Annotated in this window: 17 protein-coding genes; 8 read left to right on the forward strand and 9 right to left on the reverse strand. The window is 51.3% G+C overall.

Annotated features, from left to right (window positions below):
• Window positions 1-47: 47 nt before the first annotated feature.
• Window positions 48-686, reverse strand: a complete 639-nt coding sequence (locus tag JMI88_RS09465; RefSeq protein WP_201361556.1) for a TetR/AcrR family transcriptional regulator — start codon at window positions 684-686, stop codon at window positions 48-50.
• Between the two features lie 164 nt (window positions 687-850).
• Between JMI88_RS09465 and JMI88_RS09470 the strand changes: the two genes are divergently transcribed.
• Entirely contained in the window at window positions 851-1,738 is an 888-nt protein-coding gene (locus tag JMI88_RS09470; RefSeq protein WP_236022882.1) for a TIGR03621 family F420-dependent LLM class oxidoreductase, read from the forward strand.
• Window positions 1,739-1,917: 179 nt separating this feature from the next.
• On the opposite strand, the gene JMI88_RS09475 is transcribed toward JMI88_RS09470, so the two are convergent.
• From JMI88_RS09475 to JMI88_RS09495, 5 genes are all read right to left on the reverse strand, one after another.
• The gene (locus tag JMI88_RS09475; protein WP_201361557.1) at window positions 1,918-3,099 is read right to left on the reverse strand and encodes a cytochrome P450; all 1,182 of its coding nucleotides are present in this window, start codon (window positions 3,097-3,099) and stop codon (window positions 1,918-1,920) included.
• 72 nt (window positions 3,100-3,171) lie between these two features.
• Window positions 3,172-3,897, reverse strand: coding sequence for a TetR/AcrR family transcriptional regulator (locus tag JMI88_RS09480; protein ID WP_201361558.1), 726 nt, complete (start codon window positions 3,895-3,897; stop codon window positions 3,172-3,174).
• A 115-nt stretch (window positions 3,898-4,012) separates the two neighbouring features.
• Window positions 4,013-4,774 (reverse strand): hypothetical protein, encoded by a 762-nt coding sequence (locus tag JMI88_RS09485; RefSeq protein ID WP_201361559.1) that lies wholly within the window; start codon window positions 4,772-4,774, stop codon window positions 4,013-4,015.
• Window positions 4,771-6,021, reverse strand: coding sequence for a DUF790 family protein (locus JMI88_RS09490; RefSeq protein ID WP_201361560.1), 1,251 nt, complete (start codon window positions 6,019-6,021; stop codon window positions 4,771-4,773). The genes JMI88_RS09485 and JMI88_RS09490 overlap by 4 nt, the downstream gene beginning before the upstream one ends.
• A complete protein-coding gene (locus JMI88_RS09495; RefSeq protein WP_201361561.1) occupies window positions 6,022-7,392 on the reverse strand; it encodes a DEAD/DEAH box helicase family protein in 1,371 nt (456 codons plus the stop codon).
• A 430-nt stretch (window positions 7,393-7,822) separates the two neighbouring features.
• Between JMI88_RS09495 and JMI88_RS09500 the strand changes: the two genes are divergently transcribed.
• Window positions 7,823-9,958: an alkaline phosphatase family protein gene (locus JMI88_RS09500; RefSeq protein WP_201361562.1), complete on the forward strand. Its 2,136-nt coding sequence runs from the start codon at window positions 7,823-7,825 to the stop codon at window positions 9,956-9,958.
• 183 nt (window positions 9,959-10,141) lie between these two features.
• On the opposite strand, the gene JMI88_RS09505 is transcribed toward JMI88_RS09500, so the two are convergent.
• Window positions 10,142-10,354 (reverse strand): WYL domain-containing protein, encoded by a 213-nt coding sequence (locus JMI88_RS09505; RefSeq protein WP_201361563.1) that lies wholly within the window; start codon window positions 10,352-10,354, stop codon window positions 10,142-10,144.
• On the opposite strand from JMI88_RS09505, the gene JMI88_RS09510 reads away from it, so the two are divergent.
• From JMI88_RS09510 to JMI88_RS09525, 4 genes are all read left to right on the forward strand, one after another.
• Window positions 10,348-10,704 carry an MFS transporter gene (locus JMI88_RS09510; RefSeq protein WP_201361564.1) on the forward strand — a complete coding sequence of 119 codons (357 nt, stop codon included), beginning with the start codon at window positions 10,348-10,350 and terminating at the stop codon, window positions 10,702-10,704. The genes JMI88_RS09505 and JMI88_RS09510 overlap by 7 nt on opposite strands.
• 250 nt (window positions 10,705-10,954) lie before the next feature.
• Complete coding sequence (locus JMI88_RS09515; protein ID WP_201361565.1) at window positions 10,955-11,731, forward strand: metallophosphoesterase family protein; 777 nt, start codon at window positions 10,955-10,957, stop codon at window positions 11,729-11,731.
• Window positions 11,732-12,009: 278 nt separating this feature from the next.
• On the forward strand, window positions 12,010-12,525 hold the full coding sequence (locus JMI88_RS09520; protein ID WP_201361566.1) for an HIT family protein: 516 nt from the start codon (window positions 12,010-12,012) through the stop codon (window positions 12,523-12,525).
• 67 nt (window positions 12,526-12,592) lie between these two features.
• Window positions 12,593-13,177 (forward strand): hypothetical protein, encoded by a 585-nt coding sequence (locus JMI88_RS09525; RefSeq protein ID WP_201361567.1) that lies wholly within the window; start codon window positions 12,593-12,595, stop codon window positions 13,175-13,177.
• Window positions 13,178-13,320: 143 nt separating this feature from the next.
• Here the strand turns inward: JMI88_RS09525 and JMI88_RS09530 are convergent, their stop codons facing one another.
• Window positions 13,321-13,593: a GlsB/YeaQ/YmgE family stress response membrane protein gene (locus JMI88_RS09530; protein WP_201361568.1), complete on the reverse strand. Its 273-nt coding sequence runs from the start codon at window positions 13,591-13,593 to the stop codon at window positions 13,321-13,323.
• Window positions 13,594-13,886: 293 nt separating this feature from the next.
• Here JMI88_RS09530 and JMI88_RS09535 point away from each other — a divergent pair, with 293 nt between their 5' ends.
• Window positions 13,887-14,633, forward strand: coding sequence for an SDR family NAD(P)-dependent oxidoreductase (locus JMI88_RS09535; protein WP_201361569.1), 747 nt, complete (start codon window positions 13,887-13,889; stop codon window positions 14,631-14,633).
• Between the two features lie 667 nt (window positions 14,634-15,300).
• Window positions 15,301-21,921, forward strand: coding sequence for a type I polyketide synthase (locus JMI88_RS09540; protein ID WP_201361570.1), 6,621 nt, complete (start codon window positions 15,301-15,303; stop codon window positions 21,919-21,921).
• Window positions 21,922-22,006: 85 nt separating this feature from the next.
• Here the strand turns inward: JMI88_RS09540 and JMI88_RS09545 are convergent, their stop codons facing one another.
• Window positions 22,007-23,428, reverse strand: coding sequence for a flavin monoamine oxidase family protein (locus JMI88_RS09545; RefSeq protein WP_201361571.1), 1,422 nt, complete (start codon window positions 23,426-23,428; stop codon window positions 22,007-22,009).
• Window positions 23,429-23,496 lie beyond the last annotated feature (68 nt).

Below are 23,496 nucleotides of genomic sequence, written 5' to 3' on the forward strand. Positions count from 1 at the left end.
CAGAGATCCACGTGAAGGGAGGTGGGAAGCGCCCGCAAGGGGCGCACCTACGATGATGGGGGTATACCTGGGATGAGGCGATCGATCGCTGCCAGGGCAAGCTGGTATACCAGATCCGCCACATCTTCCAGGGAACGCTCGGGTCCGGCCAGGCTGTCAAAGCCCTCAAAGCCGATCAGCGTATAGAGCACGTTGACCGTCTCATCTATCGTTTCAGTACCAGGCTGTTTGTGCCCTTCAACGATACGGCTGAGCAGGGTGCGAACCCCTTTTCTGCGCCATTCATCGCGTTTACGAATAACCTGTTCGAATTCCGGATCGAGGGCTGCCAGCGCGCGCAGGCGTCGCGTGACGAGTCGATCCGCGTTCCAAAATCGACCGAAAATAGCGATATATTGTTGAAGCGCCTCAAGCGGTTCCGACTGGCGAAACACTGTCGCCATCTGTTCCATACCACCGCTGGCTGCCAGAGAATCGCATAATGCTTCAAGCAGACCCGTTTTGGATCCAAACTGATGATAGACCGTCATACGAGCTACATCGGCCTGTTTGGCTACCATCTCCATTGAAAAGTGCGAGAAGCCATGTTCAGCCATCAATAGCTCGCGACTGGCATTGATAATGCGCATTCGGGTTTGCTCGGTTGCCGCCTGGCGTTGACCGAGCCGATAAGCACGAGGACTCATATAGGTCTTGCCACCTTGCTAAATTTAATTATATAATCAGTATACCTAAATTAAAATCTTTTGGATAGATCACCTGCTTAATAATAGGGGCGATCACAGGTCAATGTAAAGATACAAAAGATCGGTCTGAAGATGTTAATACTAGAGAATGAAAGAGAGATTGCATGATGTTGAAACCATTTCGCTTTGGTGTTGTAGGAGGCAATGGGCAGTCACGTAAGACCTGGACCAGTTTTGCCCGCCGTGCTGAAGAGCTTGGTTATAGCAGTTTGTTGTTGCCGGATCGCATACAGATGAACGTGGCACCGTTTGCGGCCCTGGCGATTGCGGCAGAGGCAACGACAACCTTACGGGTGGGGAGCTATGTTTTTTGTAATGATTACCGTCATCCAGCGGTTTTAGCCAAAGAGGTTGCCACGCTGGACCTGCTTTCGGATGGACGCTTTGAGTTAGGCATCGGCGCTGGTGTTGGGCCCGATGATTATCAGCAACTGGGCCTCCCGTTTGACTCCGCTGGTACCAGAGTCAGTCGCGTCGAGGAGGCCGTTGCGATTCTCAAACAGTTCTTCACCGAAGAACGGGTAAACTTCACTGGTAAATACTATACCGTTGCGGACTTACAAGCCCTGCCTAAACCAGTTCAGCGACCTCATCCTCCCATCTTTATCGGAAGTGCCAATAAGCGCATGCTCACCATTGCCGCTCGGCATGCTGACATCGTCTCTCCCACCATCAAGTTTGCCAGGCCGGGAGAATCCGTCAGTGATGTTCCTCTGGAGCAAAAGGTTGATTGGATACGCGAAGCGGCTGGCGAGCGCTTTGAACAACTTGAGTTCAGCCAGTCTGACTTCGGTCTCGTCATTACAGATAGTCCTGTTGAAGTGTTTAATATTACTGGCGGCCCTTATATGCAAAAGAAAGCTATGAGCACCGAGCAAGCCGTAGAGCATCTGCTCGCGCAGCGAGAGCAATTGAGGTTTTCCTATATCCACATCAATGCCGGACAAATGGAAAACTTCGCACCCGTTGTCGCCCGCCTGGCCGGGAAATAATGGAATGAACGAATCTTTACGTTAATCGGAAGGGGGTACCCATGAGGGTACCTCTTCCGATTGATCCAATGTGGATGTTGATCAGCCCACGTTCGAGCAGGCTGATGTGCTGGGAAGCCTGCTCTCGAACGTCGGTGGAGTGTTGGTCGCGATTATCAGCTCAGTAGAATGTACTGCGATTACCAGCTCACAGGCAGATTTTTGACGCCGTTAATGAAGGGGCTTTCATAGGCTTCCAGTTCGGCACCAGGCTGTATTTTCAATGATGGAAAACGCTCGAACAGCAGGGCCAGGGCGATTCTAGCCTCCAGTCGCGCGAGTGGGGCACCGATGCAGAAGTGGATGCCATGCCCGAAGGCCTGGTGACGATTGGGATGGCGCCGGATATCGAAGCGTTCTGGCTCAGGAAACTGCCGTTCGTCGTGGTTGGCGGAGAGCAGCCAGGTGATGACCATCTGATTCGCTGGAATGGTCACTCCTTGTATCGTCACCTGCCGGGTCGTTGTGCGCATGGTAACCGTAAAGGGTGGGCGATAGCGCAAGATCTCCTCGATCGCAGATGGAAGCAACGAAGGATCAGCCCTGATGGCTGCTGTGGCGTCTGGATGCTCGTTCAGGCACACAATGGCGTTCCCGAGCAGGATGGTCGTGGTGATATTGCCCGCGACCAGCAGGGTCGTCACAAAGGCCAGGATCTCATCATTATCCAGCATCCTGCCTTCAAACTGCGCCTTCGTGAGGTGGCTGATCAAGTCATTCCGCGGTTGTTCACGGCGCGCCTGGCAGAAATTCTGCAGGTACGCGAACATTTCCTTAAAGATGGGAAGAACCTCTTTCAGCCTGGCCTTGTCTGCTGGCGTGGCAGAAGTGGAGGCTATTAAGGTATTTGACCAATCCTTGAAGCGGTTGCGATCCTCAGGAGGTACGCCAAGCAGTTCGGCGATAACAATGATGGGAAGGGGAGCGGACAGGTCACTGACCAGATCCATTTCTCCTTTTGCGGCTACCTCATCAAGCAAGGTACTGGTAATCTCATGGATGCGCGGTGCCATCTGTTCAACCACACGTGGCGTAAAAGCCTGACTGACCAGACCGCGAAAATGGCGGTGCTGTGGTGGGTCCATTTTCGTGATATCGCCCTTGAGCCAGGAACTCAGGAAACTCTCCTCTGAATCTTGAGCTGGAGCCATACTACGTGAAGAGAAAGTGGCTGGATCAGCGAGGGTGGAGACCACATTCTCGTAACGAAAAAGGTTCCAGAGGTGATTTTGCTCATCATAATACACTGGGCTCTGCTCGCGCATCTGTTTGCACCAGGCCAACTGTGCCAGCCAACGCTCCTGAGATGATCCTTGTTGCATAGTTTTGCTCCTTAGAACTACTTTCTATAGCTTAAAAATGATGATATGTCAGTAAAGCAATACAAGATAGTGTTACATCTCGGTTTGTGTTCGTATTTTTTGTTCAAAGTCAAGGCATAGCTGCTCAAACAGCTGGATTGCGGCCGGTGCTACCTCTTGTAGGGCAGTGGGAGAAGGCGGCGTTGATGGCTCGAAGGTCTGGCGTATGATGCGCGTGAGTACCTCGGCTTTCTGTTCGAGTGAGAGTTGTTGACCACTGACGATATAGGGATCGATCATGGTAAAGCTAGTGGTGAGCATCTCCAATGCATAGAGATGTTCGGGTTGATTGATATCGACTGCAGTCAGGCCATGCCGGTATAGCAAGCTAAAATACTTCCTGAGTGCCAGTTCTTCGCGATTTCTGATCTCGCTGTTGGCGTTGCTCTGGATCAGCTTCCCGACGGCTTCAATATCACGGGTAAGCAGAGCTTTAATGATCGGGTTCCCCTCGGTGATTAACAGCGAGGAGCGTAGCAGCCGATGCGGCAGAATCTCGGTGGTATCTGCATACATACGTCGCAGGATGGCGCGATAGATGGCGATCATCTCACGCAATATCACCGTTTCGAATAAACTATCCCGCGTCTTCCAATGCAGATAGATGGTCCCTTTCCCCACGCCCGCGTGTCTGGCGATATCATCGATGGTCACGCGCTTATATCCCCAGCGCAACAACAGGTCGGCGGCCACATCCAGAATGCGCTGCGCACGCTCTACATTTTTCGATGATTCAGCCGGTACGGAAGAATGCTCCATGCTCGTTTTTATTTTTATCCTTTCAGATGACCAATTTAGAAAGATGGTCACTCAGTACTGTTTATAAGTATAGGAGTCTGGAATAAGAAAAGTCAAGATCCTGATTATGCCGTTTTTAATGCTGCAGAGGAATGTAGGTATAGAGTTGAACTATGAAGTAGATGCCTATGATTATCAGCATCGCTACATGGAGGGCGACTGTTTTAGGTGTGGGGGGATTTGTGGCCTGTTCGCTATGGTGTAGTGCGCGTTCATGTCGATATTGTGTGATCAGATAGGGTAGCGTGAAGAATGCGCCTATGGTATAAGGCCATCCCAGGATGAAAAGATCGGTGATGATAACTGATAAGGATGGATGGGGAAACCCGTGAAGAAAATACGAGCCAGAATAGAGCAGAGCGATGCAGGCGGTGCAGAGCAGTGGCAGAGACGTTAGCCGGTGCAGGCGTCTCAGGGTGGGGGGATTGCAGATCCCAGCTGAATGTCTGGCTTGCCGCTCTCGTTGCAGGGCAAAGAGTAATGCCAGGAGTACCAGTGAGATAGCATTGGTGAGCCAGGATGAGAGTTGCTGCGTGAGGATAGGAAGGGGCGGTGCGACCATGAGCAGCGTAGACATGACCGTGAAGCGCTCTGCGCCCCGCTCGGATAGTCCCGCATATCTAGCCAGCGAGGCCGCAACATACCAGATTAGCAGTATGGATAGCAATGAAAGTAAGAGTAGGAGAAGATCATCGCTCCAGAATGGCCTGTGAATGCGATCCTGTGCGAAGCCGAGCCAGAACAGGCGTACGAGCATGCCCAGTGTGAGGAGTATCCACAACCACGTGGGTGGCTTGCGCGCAGTGCCGCTATTGCCATTTCGTTTTATCAAGCTCATGTGGATGCCGGCCCGTAGATGCGTTGAGACATCTCTTCTACTTTCGCTAGCACATCTTTCATAACAGGTTTATTGGGAAAGAAGAGGACCTCGCTGGTGATGCCCTGAAAATCTTCTTCGGTGACGTTCAGGCCTTTGTAGATGAGCAGGAGCAGGTGTGAGCAGTTGGCCGCACGGACCTTTTCTAGTTTGCGGCGCAGGTAGTCGGGATGCCAGAAGCCAACCAGTTCTATCAGAATACGGCGCTGCTCGTTGCGTCGATCAACCATGACAAAGTCGGGCACCATCACGGTATCGCCCAGCACCAGCAGATCGCTTTCTCGCTGGAGCAGCCATTTGCCGCGCCGCTGGCCAATTTTTTGCTCAAACTCGTGCGCGAAGTCGGCCTCCAGGCGACTATCAAAGGTGCCCGAGCGCTTGAAATGTGATTGCAGATCGTCGCTCGTAGAGTCTAGCTGATAGTTCATGGCGCCACGGCCCTGTGGAGGATAGACGGTAGCCTGCATCTTCCATTGTTGACAGAGGAAGAGCGCGGGCAGAAAGGCAGCCATCTGACGCCCATAGCGTAGGGTGGCTCCCACAAAAGGCGAAATAGGACCATCCAGCTCGATGCGATAGCCACCACTAGCGCTGGCCTGCGCCACAAACATTAACTTAAACAGCTTGATAAATTTCCAGATGTCTTTATAGTTATCCGCGATTTCGATAGTGAGCTGCGAGGCCCAGTAGAGTACGCCGCGCGCCAGTTCCAGATTATAGCGCGTCAGTAATGCTTCAGGGGTCCAGGCCGGCCCGGCATCGGTTAAAAGATAGGAGGCGTGGCGATCCGCAAAGAGCAGGGATTCGACATCGTTCGTGCTGAGCTGTAGATCAGCGGCCACCGATTGCAACACACTCTGGCGCGAAACGGGATGCAGCATGTCGCTACCAGAGAAGACCGGACCATAGGCGAACATGGTTTCGCGTACCACCGTTGGCGTATGCGTAGCCTGAAGCGGCGTAAAAGTGGCACCGTCGCTCAAAACCTTGGCCAGACCGCGCACCAGCACATAATCTAGGCGTGGACCAATGTATGCTGTCAGCGCCCGTTCCCAGGCTTCCTGCGAGCGATTCAGATGCGATAGAAACAGCTCAATCAGCTCCTGCGCCGTAGCCCGCAGCGAATCGTCCTGTGGATCCACCAGCGCCACCGAGACGTTTCTGTCCTGAAAGCGCAGCAGGGGTCGGATCAAATCACTCGTCAACATTCAACAGTCCTCTTTAGCCACGCGGCGACGCTGCGCCTTACTTTCCTCAATCGTCTTTCGTACCAGGATCTCGAACAGAATCGCCTGCTTCAACTCTCTTTTGCGCAAAATACGCCCCAGGCGCTGAATATACTCCCGTTTGCTGGAGCTACCACCCAGGATAATCGCCACCTTTGCCTCTGGTACATCGACCCCTTCATTCAAGACTTTAGCCGTCACCAGCGCGCGATAGCGTCCCTCCTGGAACGCATCCAAAATATGTTTGCGCTCGGCGACGCCCGTCTCATGCGTGATGGCTGGAATCAAATATTGGCGCGAGAGTTGATAGGCCAGTGCATTCGACTCCGTGAAAATCAGGATACGCTCATGGGCATACTCACGCAGCAACTGCTCCAACACAGCCAGTTTCTCCTGGCAACCCTCAATGATCTCCCACAGTCGCTGGCGTGCCAGTAGAGCCTGGCGGGCCTGCACATCAAAGTTTGAGAGGCGGAAGAGTTCGTGGAGCCAGTTGGGACCATGACTACTGCGCAAGCGGCGCTCTTGAATGTAGGACGTATACAGTTTGTGGGTGGTGTCGTACTCTACCCGTTCTGCCGGTGTGAGATTGACGCGAATACGTTGCGTGCGATAGTCGGCCAGTTGTTTGCCCAGCAGCGCCTCGATGCGCTTCGTATAGACGATCGGACCCAGCAGATCATCCAGTCGCCAGCGTTCCCCTGCTTGCTCAGCATCTTCAGGATAGGTCGCCGTCAGACCCAGGCGATAGGGCGCGGGCGTCATCAGTGCTGCCTCTCCCCACGTTTTGGCCGGCAGATGATGGACCTCATCGCAGATCAGCAGGCGAAACTCATTCCCATGTTCGGCAATCAAATCACCGGCCGAATGATAGGTGGTAACCGTGATCGGCAGGATCTTTTTCTCCGCATGATAATAGACTCCGATCTCGGTCTGGAACATATTGGTCAGCACCACATACCACTGATACAGCAGACTCACCGTAGACACCAGAATGATGGTGGAAGCATTGACCTTGTGCATGGCATGCAAGGCAATAAACGTCTTACCTGCTCCCGTTGGAATAACCACGCTTCCACGCTTCTCTGCCGCCAGCCAGGCATCCAACGCTTCAAGCTGATAATCATGTGGTTCACGAGGATCATGCAGTGAGAGCTTCAGGCGTTGCCAGCGGGCCACCTGGTTACGAATTTTGTTTTCTTTTAGCCAGGTTAACAGCTCCGCATAATGGTAAGCTTCACAACGCCAGCGATTGTGTACAAAGCGAAAAGGAGGTGGGGCCTCAAACGTCTCTGGGACGCCCTGCAACACCAGTGTTCCCCCCTGGAAGAAGAGCGATGCTTTCATGCCCATAACATAGCAGAGCCAACTGCAAATGTCTATAGAGAGCACAATTCCCCGTGCACGGGGAATTGTGTCGACCCTTTACTGACGGGCGCATGCGCACCCGAGCCCTGGGGAACGCAGGCGTCCCCACGCTCTTATTCAGTATTGGTGCAGAAGGTGCGCATCTGCGCACCTTCTGCACCAATACTGAATAAAGACCTTGCAATTTTTGTACCACTGAATGGATTATGTTTTGACATTTTGGTAAGGGGGAAAAATGCCTTAATTTTATGATCGCTTAACATCTAGATAGCTATTTTTTTATAAAAGTATGTTACACTAAGTTGGTCAGCTATAGTAGCATATTGTTGTTTGAGCCTAGTTTAGAATAATTAAGCCAATATCTTTTTTTATTAATGTCTGTTGTAAATGTACTTAAGTCAAAAGGAGTCACGTTTTGAAAAGATCATGGGGAGTTCTTTTCCCTGGCGTTCTGCTCACGGCGTTGCTGTTGACACTCTTTATTGGACGTGGCGAGTTTGCTAATGCTGCCTCTGATAAGGGTTCTGATAGCACAGCGTGTAAGCTTAATTCACCTACTGGAAGCGCGAAACACGTAATTAATATTCAGTTCGACAATGTGCACTTTACCCGCGACAATCCCAATGTTCCTTCTGATCTGGAGCAGATGCCCAATCTCTTGAACTTTATTAAAAACAATGGCACGCTCCTTTCTAACTATCACACACCATTGATTGCTCATACCGCGAACGATATTTTGACCAGTCTGACTGGCCTGTACGGTGAGCATCATGGAGTATCGGTTGCCAACAGCTATCGCTACTTCAATCCCAATGGCACCACGAGCTCGACACCGTCGTTCACCTACTGGACCGCTCCGGTTTCGACGGCTCCCAACGCGCCCTATAATATGATTTCTGCTCCCAACACCAATACACCAGCTCCATGGGTTTCTTATACTCGGGCTGGTTGTAATGTAGGTTCGGTTGCCACTGCCAATACAGTACTGGAAAATATCAACACTGATATCCCTACCGTCTTTGGCGCCAACTCACCTGAGGCAGCTGAGGTCAAATCCAATAGTGCTCAGGCCTTTAGCGACTTTGTTGGTATTGGTATTCACTGCGCTAAGGATGATGCCCTCTGCTCAAACGCCAACAACGGCAAAGCAGATGTATTGCCCAATGAGCCAGGTGGCTATACTGGTTACCAGGCCTTGTTCGGTCATAAAAATGTGGTACCACAGATCAATCCATCAGGTCCATTGCTGGATCTCAATGGTCAGGTCATCCAGGATGGCAAGCAGCACATTGGTTTCCCTGGCTTTGATGGCATGAGTGCCGCTGTATCGCTCTCTTATGTTGCTGCGATGCAAGAGCACAACGTACCAGTCACCTACGCGTATATCTCAGATGCCCATGATCCTCATGGCAATGATCCTCATGTGGGTGCCTATGGTCCAGGTGAGGCTGGTTATGTTCAAACGCTGAAATCATACGATGACGCCTTTGGCAAGTTCTTTGCTCGCCTGCAAAAAGATGGTATCAATGCTAGCAATACTATCTTTAGCTTCAGCTCTGACGAAAACGACCACTTCGCCGGTGGTGCGCCCACGCCAGCCAATTGTGATGGTGTAACCGTTCCCTGTACCTATCAGCAAGTCGGTGAAATCAATGGCAACTTGACCGGTCTGCTGGCCACACAGCAGAATATCACCACACCGTTTACCGTACATGCTGACTCGGCACCTACCATTTACATCCAGGGCAACCCCAGCCGCCAGGATGCGACCACACGTAACTTTGCTCGTGCGCTGGGAGATTTGACCGCCACCAATTCCTATACTGGTCAGAATGAGAAAATCACCAACTATCTGGCTGACTCGGTTGAGATGAATTTCTTACACATGGTTACTGCCGATCCTGCCAGGACGCCGACGCTGACCATGTTTGCCAAACCTGACTATTATCTGTACGCAGCGGCACCCAATTGTAATCAACCCTGCATTCAGGTTGAATCAGCCTTTGCCTGGAACCATGGTGATCTTTCACCTGACATCAATACAACCTGGCTGGGCCTGGTTGGACCTGGTGTGCGCAACCTGGGTGTCGATCATAGCGTCTGGGCTGACCAGACTGATTTGCGCCCGACCTTGATGTCGCTGCTGGGTCTAAAAGACGACTATACCTCTGATGGACGGGCTCTGTTTGAAGTCTTTACCGACAAAGCCCTGCCCCAGACAGTGCGCAGCAACAAGGGTTACTATATCCATCTAGGACAGGTCTACAAGCAGATCAATGCTCCTGTTGGTGCGTTGAGCATGCAGACCGTGGCAATCTCTACTCAAGCCCTAGAAAGCAACTCTGCGAATGACCAGACCTATAACACGCTGGAAAATGGGTTGATCTCGCTGACCACCCTGCGCAATACTCTGGCGCAACAGATCCATAATACGCTGGACACAGCTACCTTTGGCGGTAACACATCCGCCCATGGGAACGCCGACGTGCAGTCGCAGAATCCGTTCAAACAGGCTCAGCAATTGTTCCAGAAAGCGCAACAGCTGCGATAGCCGCTGTCCATTTGAATAGAGCTCAAACACAACAATTCGCGACCTTAAAGCCAGGTAGCAGGTATAGTCAACGAAGACTGGGCCTGCTACCTGGCTTTGCATATGCCACACATGTGATGAAGAATATTTATGCGACAAAGTGCGACATCAAAAAGGCCAGAGAGCCTGGTTTGATATAAATCTTTATGTTTTGTCATAGCAGGCGAGCATTTGTTGGAGTTCCCTACGATATTGGGCACGCCACCCCTCAGGTTCAAGTAACTCCGCTCCCGGACCTAGCCAGCGGAGCAGTGAGAAGACGATATCGCTGTCACACTCGCCCAGCGTCATCAAGATATGATCGGACCGTTCAGCGGCAACAAAATCGGCGTGCATATACGCTGGGAAGTGTGCCATTCATTTTTCTGTCGCTTTTTATTGCGCCACATCTGCTGGTAATTGCTGTCTGCTTGGCGGTCTTTTTCCTGGTGCATATCGCCCTTGGTATCTACACCGTCGTCAGCATCAGTTTGCGCCAGGCTGTAACACCTCACAGCATGATGGGCCGCGTCAGTGCCAGCCTGCGCGTGGTCACCTATGGCGTTACCTCCCTTGGGGCATTCGTCAGCGGTTTTATCGGTGCAGCAATTGGTCTACGCATGAGCCTCTTTTTGGCAGGAAGCGGCTTCATCATCGCACTGCTGCCCATTTTCGTTTCGTCCGTCATCCGCCTGCGCTCCATGCCCGACCAGGAGATTCACATTTGAGCGCGGCAACTAAAAAGAGCCTTCAACAGAGGATGTTGGGCTTGCTATTACTGATCTCGACATAGATTGATAAACATGGTAACCTGGAGCGATGCGCAAAGCAGGGCTTTCTAGTGGTGGAAAAGAATGACGCCTGAAACCTGCTCAAACGGCGCAAATTGAAGGATTTCTGTTGCCGAGATCTCTCTCCCTGATTAAGAAATTGTGCACGCTAATCTCGGCAGGTACGAAAAAAGCAAGGAGGAGAGAAATGCGTCTCGCTATTTTGTCCGATATTCATGGCAATCTCATTGCATTAGATGCCGTGCTGGCAGATATTCAGGAGCAAGGAGGTGTCGATAGCTACTGGATATTGGGTGACTTCTCAGCTCTCGGATACGATCCTGTGGGCGTATTAGAGCGCGTTACAGCCTTGCCCAACGCCAGCTTTACACGTGGCAATACCGATCGTTACATTATTACTGGTGAGCGGCCCGGACCTACTGTGGAAGAAGCACAGGCTCATCCACAACTGGTGTCCAGGTTGGCCGAACTGTCTGCGAATTTTGCCTGGACGCAGGGCGTTATTCAGGCAAGAGGTTGGTGGAACTGGCTGGCCGAACTCCCGTTAGAGGTTCGCTTGATACTGCCAGATGGCACGCGTGTACTAGGTGTACACGCCGCACCAGGCTGTGATGACGGTCCAGGCATCAACCCGATGTTAGATGAAGGAACACTGCGCGAACTTCTCGCCCCGGCAAAGGCTGATTTGGTGATCGTCGGGCATACCCATTTTCCCCTGGAGCGCTGTGTCGATGGTGTACGTGTACTTAATTTGGGCAGTGTAAGCAATCCTATTACCCCACGTTTACAAGCCAGCTATGCCTTGCTCGAAGCTGATACCAATGGTTATCAACTCCAGCCACGCTTCGTCGATTACGATCGCCAGGCTGTCATCGAAGCCATTCAGCAGATCTCTCATCCCGCAGCGTCGTTCTTGACGCAATTTATGCGCGGCGAAAAGATCTCGTCATGGGTGCAAGCGTGATTGTTCAGACGTACTCTGAAGTAACTCCCCGAGCGCGGTGCGCTGAAGGCTTTGCGATGCAGCGTAAAACGCTCGGAGATAATAACGTTACTCCTGGGAACTTGCGTTCCTGCCTTGCAGCGGCCACCCACCACGAGCGTAGTCGTTTGAGTTGAAGACGGCCAGGTAATCGAAGTCGGTGAAGCTTTCAGCTACAGTACACACCATACATCACTATACTAGGTAGATAAATATACGATGTATAAAAATTGCATCCTTTTATATTCGGGAGAGAGTGAATGGCACAATATATGCATGATGCACATTGTTTTAGCTGTCAGGTTATTGCAGGGAACGTGAGCCAACCTGGAGGCGTTCTTTTTGAAAATGAATATTGGACTGTCAGAAGTAGATCGTACCCTGTTTTTATTCCCGGTTATCTCTTTATTATTCTTAAGCGGCATTGTGAAAATATTACACAATTAACAGAGGAAGAAGCAGGTGCTTTAGGACCAACTATCAAGAGAACGTGTAGCGCAATTGAGCATGTCATTGGCCCCGAACGCATATATGTTGCCTCATATGGCGAAGGGGTAAAACATATTCATTTCCATATTACCCCTCGTACTGCTTCCATGCCTGCTGGCAATGGAGCGGTCTTTCTTTACCATCGTTGTAGAGAACTCCTCTATCGGTTAGGCATGAAGAGCGTCGCATACAGTGAGGCAGACACACTTCAAACCGTTTCTCTCCTTAAAGCACACCTAAGCGGCAATAGCTCAGCCGAGAGCGCCTCTTCGGTTGAAAAGGCATGAAGTGCACGTTGACGAGGCAGAGTAAAGTTCTCATTGACCATTGACTTGATCAAAGGATATATGCCTTATGAAAGAAGAGATTTATAGAAAAGCAAGTGCTTATGGGGTAGGAATACCGATCAAGAAATATTATACCTACTTCGTACCTGTTTTTTTGATTTGCGGCTTGCTTATGCTCGCTTCTGGTATTTGGTTGCTTGTAAAATCCGTGCCGGATTATCAAAACCGGTCATCGGCACAGCAATATTTTACAACTTATTATATGCAATGTAAGGGTTGTTCTGATGGTGCGAGAGCCAGGACAATGCTTGAAGTTCACTATGCATTGGAAGACTCATTGGATTATATATGGCAAGGAGGTATCTATATATGTACCTCATTTATTTTTCTTTTTGTGTGCTGGCTATATAGTCTTACCAAGTTGTATGTATGTAGCAATGGCCTTTTATTAATAGATGGTAAAGAGGCAAATGCTATTCGTTGGAACGATGTGGTAGAGGTAAGAAAAGAGAAAAAAGGCAGATTTGCTATTTTTGTCCTGGAGAAAAAAGATCAGGAACAATTTTGCACCCCGAGTGGTATTATAGGTAAAAGTTTGCAAATAGCAATCGAACAAGGGACATCTGAATTTGTTACAACTGCAAATGTTTGAAGACTGGTCTTTATCTTAAATGTTCTGTTTATGTAACTTACATCAGTTACAGAGAGGATACCACACTTGCTTGAAAATGTGGCAAGCCTGGCATCCTCTCTGTAACTGACGCTAATAGTTATAGACGATATTACAGCAGCCTGTCATAGGCGGCGTTTGTAGGAGAGGCTGCTCCAGACTACGACCAGCATGATGGCTGCGATGATCGTACTTATTAGTGGAACGCCTTCGATACTAGGTTCACCGGCGATATGAAAATGAAAGAATCCGACGATTAGAAAGATGGCAAACAGGCCGACCATAATTGCACCCAGGATACCGGCTGGCGCGCGCCGACCGGCAATGAATTCACCCAGGATCCCAACCAGGGCAGCGATCACAATCCAGACAATTAATTGTGTTACTGTGACTTCCATGTGTAACCTCCGTGTATAACATGAAATGAGATGAATAATATAATACTTTATTCACGAACAAAGTTTAGTAGGAGACTCAACATCAGGCATGAGTAGAAAAAGATGCCTGTATGTATGGATATAACTCTTTGTTTCTTATAGTTTAAAGGTGATTGTGCCTGATCTGCTGTAGCGGGCTCCTCTATGTGTAACTAACATGGATGTAGTATCCTGATATTGATGTAACATAGTGCAATAAACACATCAGTATTGAAAATGCATCTCTAGCACAGTTATTGAAAATAATCAAGGAGATGATGATGGATTTATACGGTAAGGTGGCCCTGGTGACCGGAGCTAGCAGTGGCATCGGATATGCGACGGCGCGCAGATTGGCCGAGGAGGGGGCCGACGTAGTGATTGGCTATGGGCGGCAGGCTCAACCCGCTCAGGATCTGGCAAACTCTATCAAGCAGATGGGGCAGCGGGCGATGGCTGTTCAGGCTGATCTGGGTGATCCAGACCAGGTAGTGAAACTGGCGGATACCGCTCTGGCAGAAATGGGGCAGGTGGATATTTTGATCAGCAATGCTGGTCGAGGCCAGCAGATGTCGTTGGAACAACTGACGCAGGAAGAATGGGACACCACCATGAATATCAATGTGCGCCCCGCGTTTCTGCTCTCGCAGCGCCTGGTACCGGGCATGCGCGCTCGTGGCTGGGGGCGTATTATCTTTGTCTCTTCAGTCGCCGCCTTTACGGGAGGTATTGTGGGACCGCATTACGCCACTTCCAAAGCGGCGCTACTGGGTTTGACACACTCACTGGCCAGTAGCCTGGCTCAGTATGGTATTACCGTCAACACGGTGGCTCCAGCTTTGATTGAGCAGACAGGGATGCTGCCAGGTGGGCCAGAGGCGGCACAAAGCCTGATTGCCCGCATCCCTGTCGGACGCTTAGGGACGCCCGCAGATGTGGCTGAAAGTATCCTGTCATTGGTGGATAATAGCTACATAACTAACCAGACATTGTTAATTGATGGTGGAATGTATCCACATTAACAGCATAGAAAGATCAGTTTATAATAAGCATAATCGCGCTGAAGAGTCTACATGCCCATTACATGCGCTCTACGTGGAGAGGAGATATCGCCCGCCAGAGGTGATATGACGCTATGGATCTTACACCAGCTCGCTGGATATGGTTCCCATCTGAGCGTACCCTGCCCACCAATACATTTGTTTTGTTTCGCCGCACATGCATGCGTCTTCTGGCAATCTGACAGCTTAAATTAAATGCCAGAATAAATGGATGTAATTCGAGTAGAGCTCTTGATTCTGTACTTAGTTAAAGCTTCTCGTACCGATATTCCCCAGTTTGCAATTGATGATGAGAATGTTCTCAAAAATATATACATAAGAACAATACATATTTATATGGTTGGTATTGCAAAATTGCGATACATATGTAGCATTGCTATTGCAATATTTGAAGATTATGAGGGTGAATGTAGCAATAGCAGATGTGCTGCTGAGTATGTTGTATAAAAAATGCATAAAATTTAAAGACTGCGTTATAGGAGTATGGTAATAGTAATATGGTAATTGTTTAGGCTGATGGTTATAATTGCTAATGTTGTTACATTGTATAAATTTAGATGTAACAACATTACACAGGATAGTTTTCATTTGGAGAATAATTGTTTATGCTTTTAAGGAGCCAGCGTTCATGTCAGTAAAAGAGCCTGTGGCTATTGTGGGTATGGGATGTCGTTTTCCAGGAGCAAAAAACTTGAGTGCATTCTGGCAACTTTTGCTGGATGGAACAGATGCAATCAAGGAAATACCAGCCGAACGTTTTGATGTTGATGCGGTGTATGATCCTACTCCTGGGTCGGCGGGCAAGCTGATTACGCGTTGGGGTGGTTTCCTCGAAGATATCGATCAGTTTGATCCTTACTTCTTTGGTATATCGCCTCGCGAAGCTGCACGCATGGATCCGCAACAACGTTTGCTGCTGGAGGTTGCCTGGGAGGCTCTAGAAGATGCAGGTATTCCTGCTGAGAAGCTGGTTGGCTCTGCGACTGGTGTGTTTGTAGGGATGTCAACCAATGATTATGAAGATCTCGCGTTTCAGAACAAAGAGAGTATTGACCTGTATATGATGACCGGTTGCTCGCGGGGAGTTGCTTCTGGTCGGATTTCTTACATTTTAGATTTGCAGGGACCGAGCATGACCATCGATACGGCCTGCTCATCGTCGCTGGTGGCGGTGCACCTGGCTTGCCAAAGCATTTGGAGCGGAGAATGTACATTGGCGCTGGCCGGGGGAACAAATCTGATTTTGGGGCCAGAGCAAGGATTGGGTTTTTCTAAGATGGGGCTGCTCGCTCCTGATGGGCGCTGCAAGACCTTTGATGCTCGTGCAAACGGATTTGTACGTAGCGAAGGAGTTGGAACGGTTGTCCTCAAGCCACTCTCTCAGGCCCTGGCTGATCGAGATCCCATTTATTGTGTTATTCGAGGCAGCGCGGTCAATAACGATGGGCGTACCAGTGGCCTCCTTGTCACGCCCGGCGTGAAGTCGCAAGAAGATGTTATGCGTAAAGCCTATCTGGACGCAGGCGTTGCTCCCGAGCAAGTACAGTATGTCGAGGCACATGGAACCGGTACCATTGTCGGAGACAGAGTTGAAGTTACTGCCATTGGCACGGTATGCGGAGCGAAGCGTCCGCAGGACCAGCCCTGTCTGATCGGCTCCGTTAAAACGAATATAGGGCACAGCGAGGGAGCGGCCGGCATGGCGGGCCTGCTCAAGGTTGCGCTCTCTTTAAAGCATGGATTGATCCCTCCCAATCTGCATCTGCAGCAGCCGCATCCACAATTGCCCCTGCAGGAATTACATCTGCAGATACCACAGGAGATTACTCGCTGGCGCAAGGATGGGCGACCTGCGCTGGCCGGTGTGAGTAGCTTTGGAATTTCCGCCACCAATGCGCATATGGTACTGGAGCAGGCGCCGAGCAACATACAGGTGAGTAGCTCGCGAGGTAGCCAGACGGAGCAGCCACTGGCGCATCTCTTGACCCTCTCCGCTCAGACATCAGAAGCATTGATCGCGCTGGCTCGGGTCTATCAGGAACATTTTGGATGCCGTGCAGGGGATGCCGCTATCAACTTCAGCGATATATGTTATACCGCTAATTGTCGCCGCAGCCAGCATAGTCAGCGCCTGGCTGTTGTCGCGCACAGCACAAACGAGATGCTGGAGCAATTAGCAGCATTTGTGCAGGGCGAAGACAGACAAGGAATCGTCGCAGGCACCGCCCCATCGCAGACGCCAAAGATTGCTTTTGTGTTTCCCGGACAGGGCTCACAGTGGTTGGGCATGGGCCGTGAACTGTTACAACAAGAACCGATCTTCCGGCAGACACTGGAGCAATGTGAAAGCTTGATGCGCCCGTTTGTCGATTGGTCGCTGCTAGATATATTGATCAACGTTGATGACATGGAGTTGCTCAATCGCATCGATATCGTGCAGCCCGCCTTGTTCTCGATCGAACTGGCGCTGGCTGCCCTCTGGAGGTCCTGGGGCATTCAACCTGATGCGGTCGTGGGACATAGTATGGGAGAACTGGCGGCCGCCGTGGTTGCTGGGGCCTTGAGTGCGCAAGATGCCATGCAGGTCATCTGCCAGCGCAGCCTGCTGCTTAAACGAGTTGCTGGCAAAGGCTGTATGGCCGTGGTGGAGCTCTCATTGCCAGAGGCGCAAAAATTGTTGATTGGCTACGAGGAACAGGTCTCTATTGCGACCAGCAATGGTCCAAACACCACCGTACTGGCTGGCGACCTGGCCAGTATTGAAATTTTGATGCAGAAACTGCAAAAGCAGAAGATCTATTGTAGCCTGATTCGCGTTGATGTAGCATCACATAGCGCCCATATGGATGTTTTGTTGCCCGAACTGCGGCAAGCTCTGCTGAATCTACAACCACAGGAAGCCTCAATCGCTTTTTATTCGACGGTGACGGCCAGCCCGCTTGATGCATCGATGCAGTTGGATGCGGGCTATTGGGCCCAGAATATTCGCCAGCCGGTATTGTTTTATCCCACCATCAAACGTTTGCTGGAGGATGATTATCATATCTTCCTGGAAATAAGCCCGCATCCTATTCTCATGGGTGCTGTGAAGGAGACCCTGCAATCAGAAACGCGTGCAGGCACCGCGCTGCCCTCTCTACGGCGTGCCATGCCCGAACGAGCCACGTTGCTTGAAACACTTGGCCATCTCTATACCCGTGGCGTCAATATTGATTTTAATCAATTTTATGTTGAGACTGGACAATGTATTCCCGTGCCGACCTATCCCTGGCAGCGCGAGCGTTTCTGGCTAACAGAGCATGATACCAGGCCGGTGCCGGTGACAAAGCGTGGTCATGCCAGGACGCGCCCCGGTAGTGCCAGCGGTCATCCTATGCTGGGACCATGGATGACTTCGGCGGCGCGACCCGGTGAGTATTGCTGGGAATTCGATCTGGACTGCGACACTTTTGCGTATCTGCGCGACCATCGTATGCAGGATAACGCTATCTTACCGGCTACAGCCTACCTGGAACTGGCCCTGGCGGCGGCCAGAGAAATCTTTGGCGTGGGTAGTTATCCGTTAGAGCATGTTGTATTCAAGAAAGCGTTGTTCCTGCCCGAAGATAGTGTGCAGCATATGCAGCTCATTATTGCGCCGGAAATGCCTGGCAGCGCCTCATTCCAATTGTTTAGCTTACAGGATGAGCAGGTATCGACGCAGAGCCAGTGGGAGCTGCATGCACAGGGTAGGCTGCTGTTGCGCCAGGATGCGCAACACGCCGCTGAAATACTGCCGATGGCGCTGGAACAGATGCAAAGGCAGTCTTCACATGTCATAGCGGGAGATGCCCATTATCAACAGATGAGCGCGGTTGGACTCCAGTATGGCCCGGCTTTCCGTGGCGTTGAGCGCATATGGCAAGCGGATGGCCAGGCACTCTGCCAGATAGCAGTGGCGACCGATATAGCCTCCAATATTGATAAATATCAATTTCATCCGGCCTTGTTTGATGCCTGCCTGCAAACCGTGTTAGCGGCACTGCCACCGCATATACTGGCCGACGAAGAGGCGAAGGGGCCGATTGTACCAATCCAGATCGAGCATATGCAGCTTTATCAGCCGATTCACACAGGCTTATGGAGCTATGCTTGCATGAGCCTGGAGCAGCCGGAGCAGAGCAATCAGTTTGAACTTTGCTGGGAAATTTTTAACCAGGAGGGACAACGCGTGCTGGAGGCTCGCGGGGTGCGACTACAACGCCTCGGAACCGAAACCAGGCCAGCCTCGCAGACAGACGAAGCAGAGATTACCGATTGGCTGTACGAAATCCAATGGACAGAAGAGAGAGCGGATGAGGAGCACTCGGTTGGTGCGGCTGCTGCCCGGCAACGCGAAAAGGGGAGCTGGCTTATCCTGGCCGATCGCCTGGGGGTGGCGCAGCAGGTAGCCGAATTCCTGCATACGTCTGGTGACAACGTCATTTTCGTTTATCCGGGCGACACTTTTCAGGAATTGATCCCCTTTGCCCATTATCAGCTCAATCCGGCACGGCCCGCTGAGTTTCGACAGTTTCTGCAGACCGTCTGCGAGGCTAATCTGTCCCCCTGCCATGGTATTCTCCATTTCTGGAGCCTGGAGGCCCAATCTTCAGGGGGTGTAGAGCTGGCAACGTTAGCGGAGGCAGAGTTGCTTGGATGCGGCAGTACCCTGCACCTGTTGCAGGCAATAGAACAGATCTCATGGCAGCAGCTACCGCGTCTGTGGCTGATTACCAATGGGGTGCAGGCTATCGACCAGGGTAGCCCGACGATCTCAGTTGCTCAATCCCCCCTATGGGGACTGGGGCGGACCATCGTTTACGAGCATCCCGAGTTGCGCTGCGCCCGCGTGGACCTGGGAGCGGATATACGGCCAGCGGAGATCCAATCTTTATTCCAACTCATTTATAATGATGCTCCTGAAGATCAAATTGCTCTACGTGGTTATCAACGCTATATGGCGCGACTGAGCAAGGTTGATCCAATCACCCTGAATACTGTGCCAGCAACACGCTCATTTGAGCGTGGTAATCCTCTATTGCATAATGTGCAGCCCTGTCGTATAGACATTCCGACTCCTGGTAGCCTGGATAACCTGTGTCTGACTCCCACCAGCCGTACAAAGCCGGGACCTGGTGAGGTCGAGATACAGGTCAGCGCCGCTGGCTTGAATTTTAAAGACGTTTTGTTTGCGCTGGGGATGCTCGATTACCAGCACGGTGCCGTCCATTTTGGACATGAGTGTGCCGGCCGCATTACCGCCCTGGGTGAGGGTGTGGAGGGACTGCATGTTGGAGATGAAGTCATTGCAGTCAGCGCACCAGCCTGCTTCAGTCGCTTTGTGGTCAAACAGGCTAGTTTTGTTGTTCCTAAGCCCAGACATCTTAGCTTTGAAGAGGCGGCAACAACCTCGATTGTGTTTTTGACCGCATACTATGCCCTCACCTATGTCGGTCGACTGATGAAAGGTGAGCGTGTCCTGATCCATGCGGCCAGCGGCGGCGTCGGACTGGCCGCGGTCCAGATCGCCCGACAGATCGGTGCTGAAATCTTTGCGACGGCCGGAAGTCCCGAGAAGCGTGAATTTTTGCGCTCTCTGGGCATTCAACACGTGATGGATTCGCGCTCTCTGAGTTTTGCTGATGAGATCATGGAACTCACGCACGGTCAGGGTGTAGATGTCGTGCTGAACTCGCTGGCCGGCGAAGCGCTGACCAGGAGCTTTGCGTTGCTGGCCAACCACGGACGCTTCCTGGAGCTGGGTAAAAAAGACATTCAGCACAATAGCCGCTTGAACCTGGCACCATTTGAAAAGAATCTCTCTTTTTCCGCCATCGACATTTCGCTACTGTTGCGCGAGCGTCCGCAACTGATGATGTCGATGTTACGAGAGATTCTACTGCAGTTTGAATCGCGCACATTTACGCCACTGCCGACGCGGACCTTCCCGCTAGCTGAGACCATCGATGCCTTCCGCTGGCTGGCCCAGGCGCGTCAGATCGGTAAAGTTGCGATCTCATTTGAGTCCGTCGCCGCTGAAAAAAAGACGACAACAGTATCCGAGCGCAGCCTGTTCAAAGCCAGTAGTACCTACCTAATCACCGGGGGATTAGGGGGATTAGGTCTCACCATTGTCCAATGGATGGTTGAGCAGGGGGCCAGGCATATCGTGCTGGTGGGTAGAAGTTCTCCCTCCGAGAGTGCCCAGAAAATTCTGGCTGAGCTGAAGAGGCAAGATGTCGACGTCGTCGTCGCGCAGGCCGATATCACCGATCGGCAGCAAGTAGCCAATGTGTTGAACCAGGTCAAGGTCAGCATGCCGCCGTTGCGAGGTATTCTACATGCGGCAGCCATCTTAAAAGATGGCATCTTATTGCAAACCAGCATCGAACGTCTGCAAGAAGTTATGGCACCAAAGATGCTGGGCGCCTGGAATCTCCATAGCCTCACTGCTGATCTGCCGCTGGACTTCTTTGTCTGCTTCTCTTCGACGGCATCACTGATTGGTTTGCCCGGGCAGGGAAATTACTCAGCGGCCAATGCTTTCCTGGATGCGCTGGCCCATTATCGTCGGGCACAAGGTCTGGCCGCTCTAAGCATCAACTGGGGTGCCTGGTCCGAGGTGGGACTGGCGGCCGCCCAGGCCAACCGTGGTGCTCGCCTGGCGCAGCGAGGAATAAAAAACATCTCTCCACAGCAGGGCCTGGCCGCACTCGAATTATTGTTGTGGAACGACAAAGCCCAGGTGGGTGCAATGCCCTTTGATGTCGCCCAATGGCAGCAGTTCTATCCATCTGTCAGTAACTCTGCCATGTTTGCTCGACTGCTGGCGGACAGGGAGGATACAGTTGAGATCGTTGAGAGCGCCTATGCCCAGAAGAAACTGGCCGTCAGCGCACTTCAGGCGCAGACGTTAGATGAGCGTGAGCAACTCGTGCAGAGCTATCTGCGTGAGCACATCGCGCGCATCTTACGTATTCCCATTGCCAGACTCGACAGCCAGCGACAGCTACATACTCTGGGGATTGACTCACTGATGGCGGTCGAATTGAAAAATCAGATCGAGGCCGATACCGAGATCACCGTTCCGGTCGTGCTCTTATTACAAGGAACCTCTATACGCGAGCTAGCCAACTACTTATTGACCGAGCTAGCCAGCAAAGCAGCCTATAGTGAACAATGGGCAGCTTCAGAAGAAGCCGATATGTCAGATGCCCTGACACACTAAAAAACTTTAAAGAGTTTTACAGTAGAAATAATATATAATGCGGAGCAGGTGCCAGGCACCTGCTCCGCATTATATATTATTTCTACTAACTGAAATCCTGCATTATTTCGCGCGCTGCGCGTGCACCTTCCCTGGCTCCGCCTTCCATATAGCCCTGGAACTCGACCGAGCAATGTTCGCCCGCGAAGTGAATGGGCCCCTGGCGCACGCCCTCATAGCCGGCAAAGCTGGTATATTGTCCGATACGCCAGCAGGCGTAGCTACCCAACAGATGAGGATCGCCGGTTGGATAGCTCAACGCTGCCTTTCCGGTGTAGTGAAGGGTGATACCGGGGAAGACGCGCTCCAATTGTTGCAAGCAGTGCTGAGCATAGAGCTGGATGATCTGCGAATCCTCTGTGGTAGAATAGGGCGCCTGTGGTGTATAGGAGGCCCCTCGGTGCCCACTTGTATAATTGACGAGCAAACCACTGGAGCCTGTCTGACCAAGGGATGTATCCCAGAACGTCTGAATATCCAGGTCTGTGATGACAAAGCCACTGTGAAGTTGGGGCCAGGGACCATCCTCGTACCAGTAAGGCTGGTCAAATTGTAAGAAGAGCTTGGAGATGGTACCATAGCTAAGCTCTTCGATCGCGGTTTGCTTCAAGGAATCAAACCCGGCTCGCTGGTAATCTATATGGCGTAGTGTGCTGAATGGCAGTGTGAGGATCGCATGGTCGCAATGCACTTCCTTGTGACCATCAGCCGTGGTGAACGTCAAGGTAAGCGATGAATCGCCCTTGCGTTCGATTGACAGCAGTTGATGCTGTAAGTGGATGCATCCTTTGGGTAGGCTATGGGCAATCGCCTGCGGTAATCGTTCATTGCCACCCACAATTTTGCTGGTGTCCTGCGCTGGCCTGGGCGTAGCCGATGCCGCTGTCTGGTCGCGCGGGCCGAACATGTAGACCAGATTAAGAGAGCTCTGCACATTTGTATCCAGGCCATAGAAACCTGTGCAGGCAGCATTTAGCAGATGCCCTATCGGAGTATCATGTCCACCATCGACATACTTTTCAATCCACTCATACACACTCAGGTGGTCGAGTCTGAATCCCGTTTCAGTAAAATGAGCGTGGGTAGTAGGAAAACCAGCTTCCTGCACCTGTTGTTGCAAGAGAGGGGCAAGCGCCTGAAAATCCCCCGTCAGTTCCCTCGAACTATAATAGCGATTAAAGAAATACATAATGTTTTGCGTGCGGTCTTTGCCCGTCTGCCCTAGATCGATCGTCGGAAGAGCAAAGCGTTTGATCAGTTGATGTATGGCATCATGTTCACCATCGATGAATTCGCCACACCATTCGCTGACCATCCCATCGGCCCAGGTGGAGGCATCGGAATGCATACGACCACCGACGCGGTTGGAGGCTTCATAAACGTCACACGCAAGCCCCGCGTCTTGCAGAGTCAGAGCAGCATTGAGTCCCGCAATTCCTGCACCGACAATAGCGATCTGGGACATCATCCTTCTCCTATCGAGAACATCAGAAATATATGAATGCAAGATAGTAATAATCTATCACAGTTGTCACA

The organism is Dictyobacter formicarum (assembly GCF_016587435.1).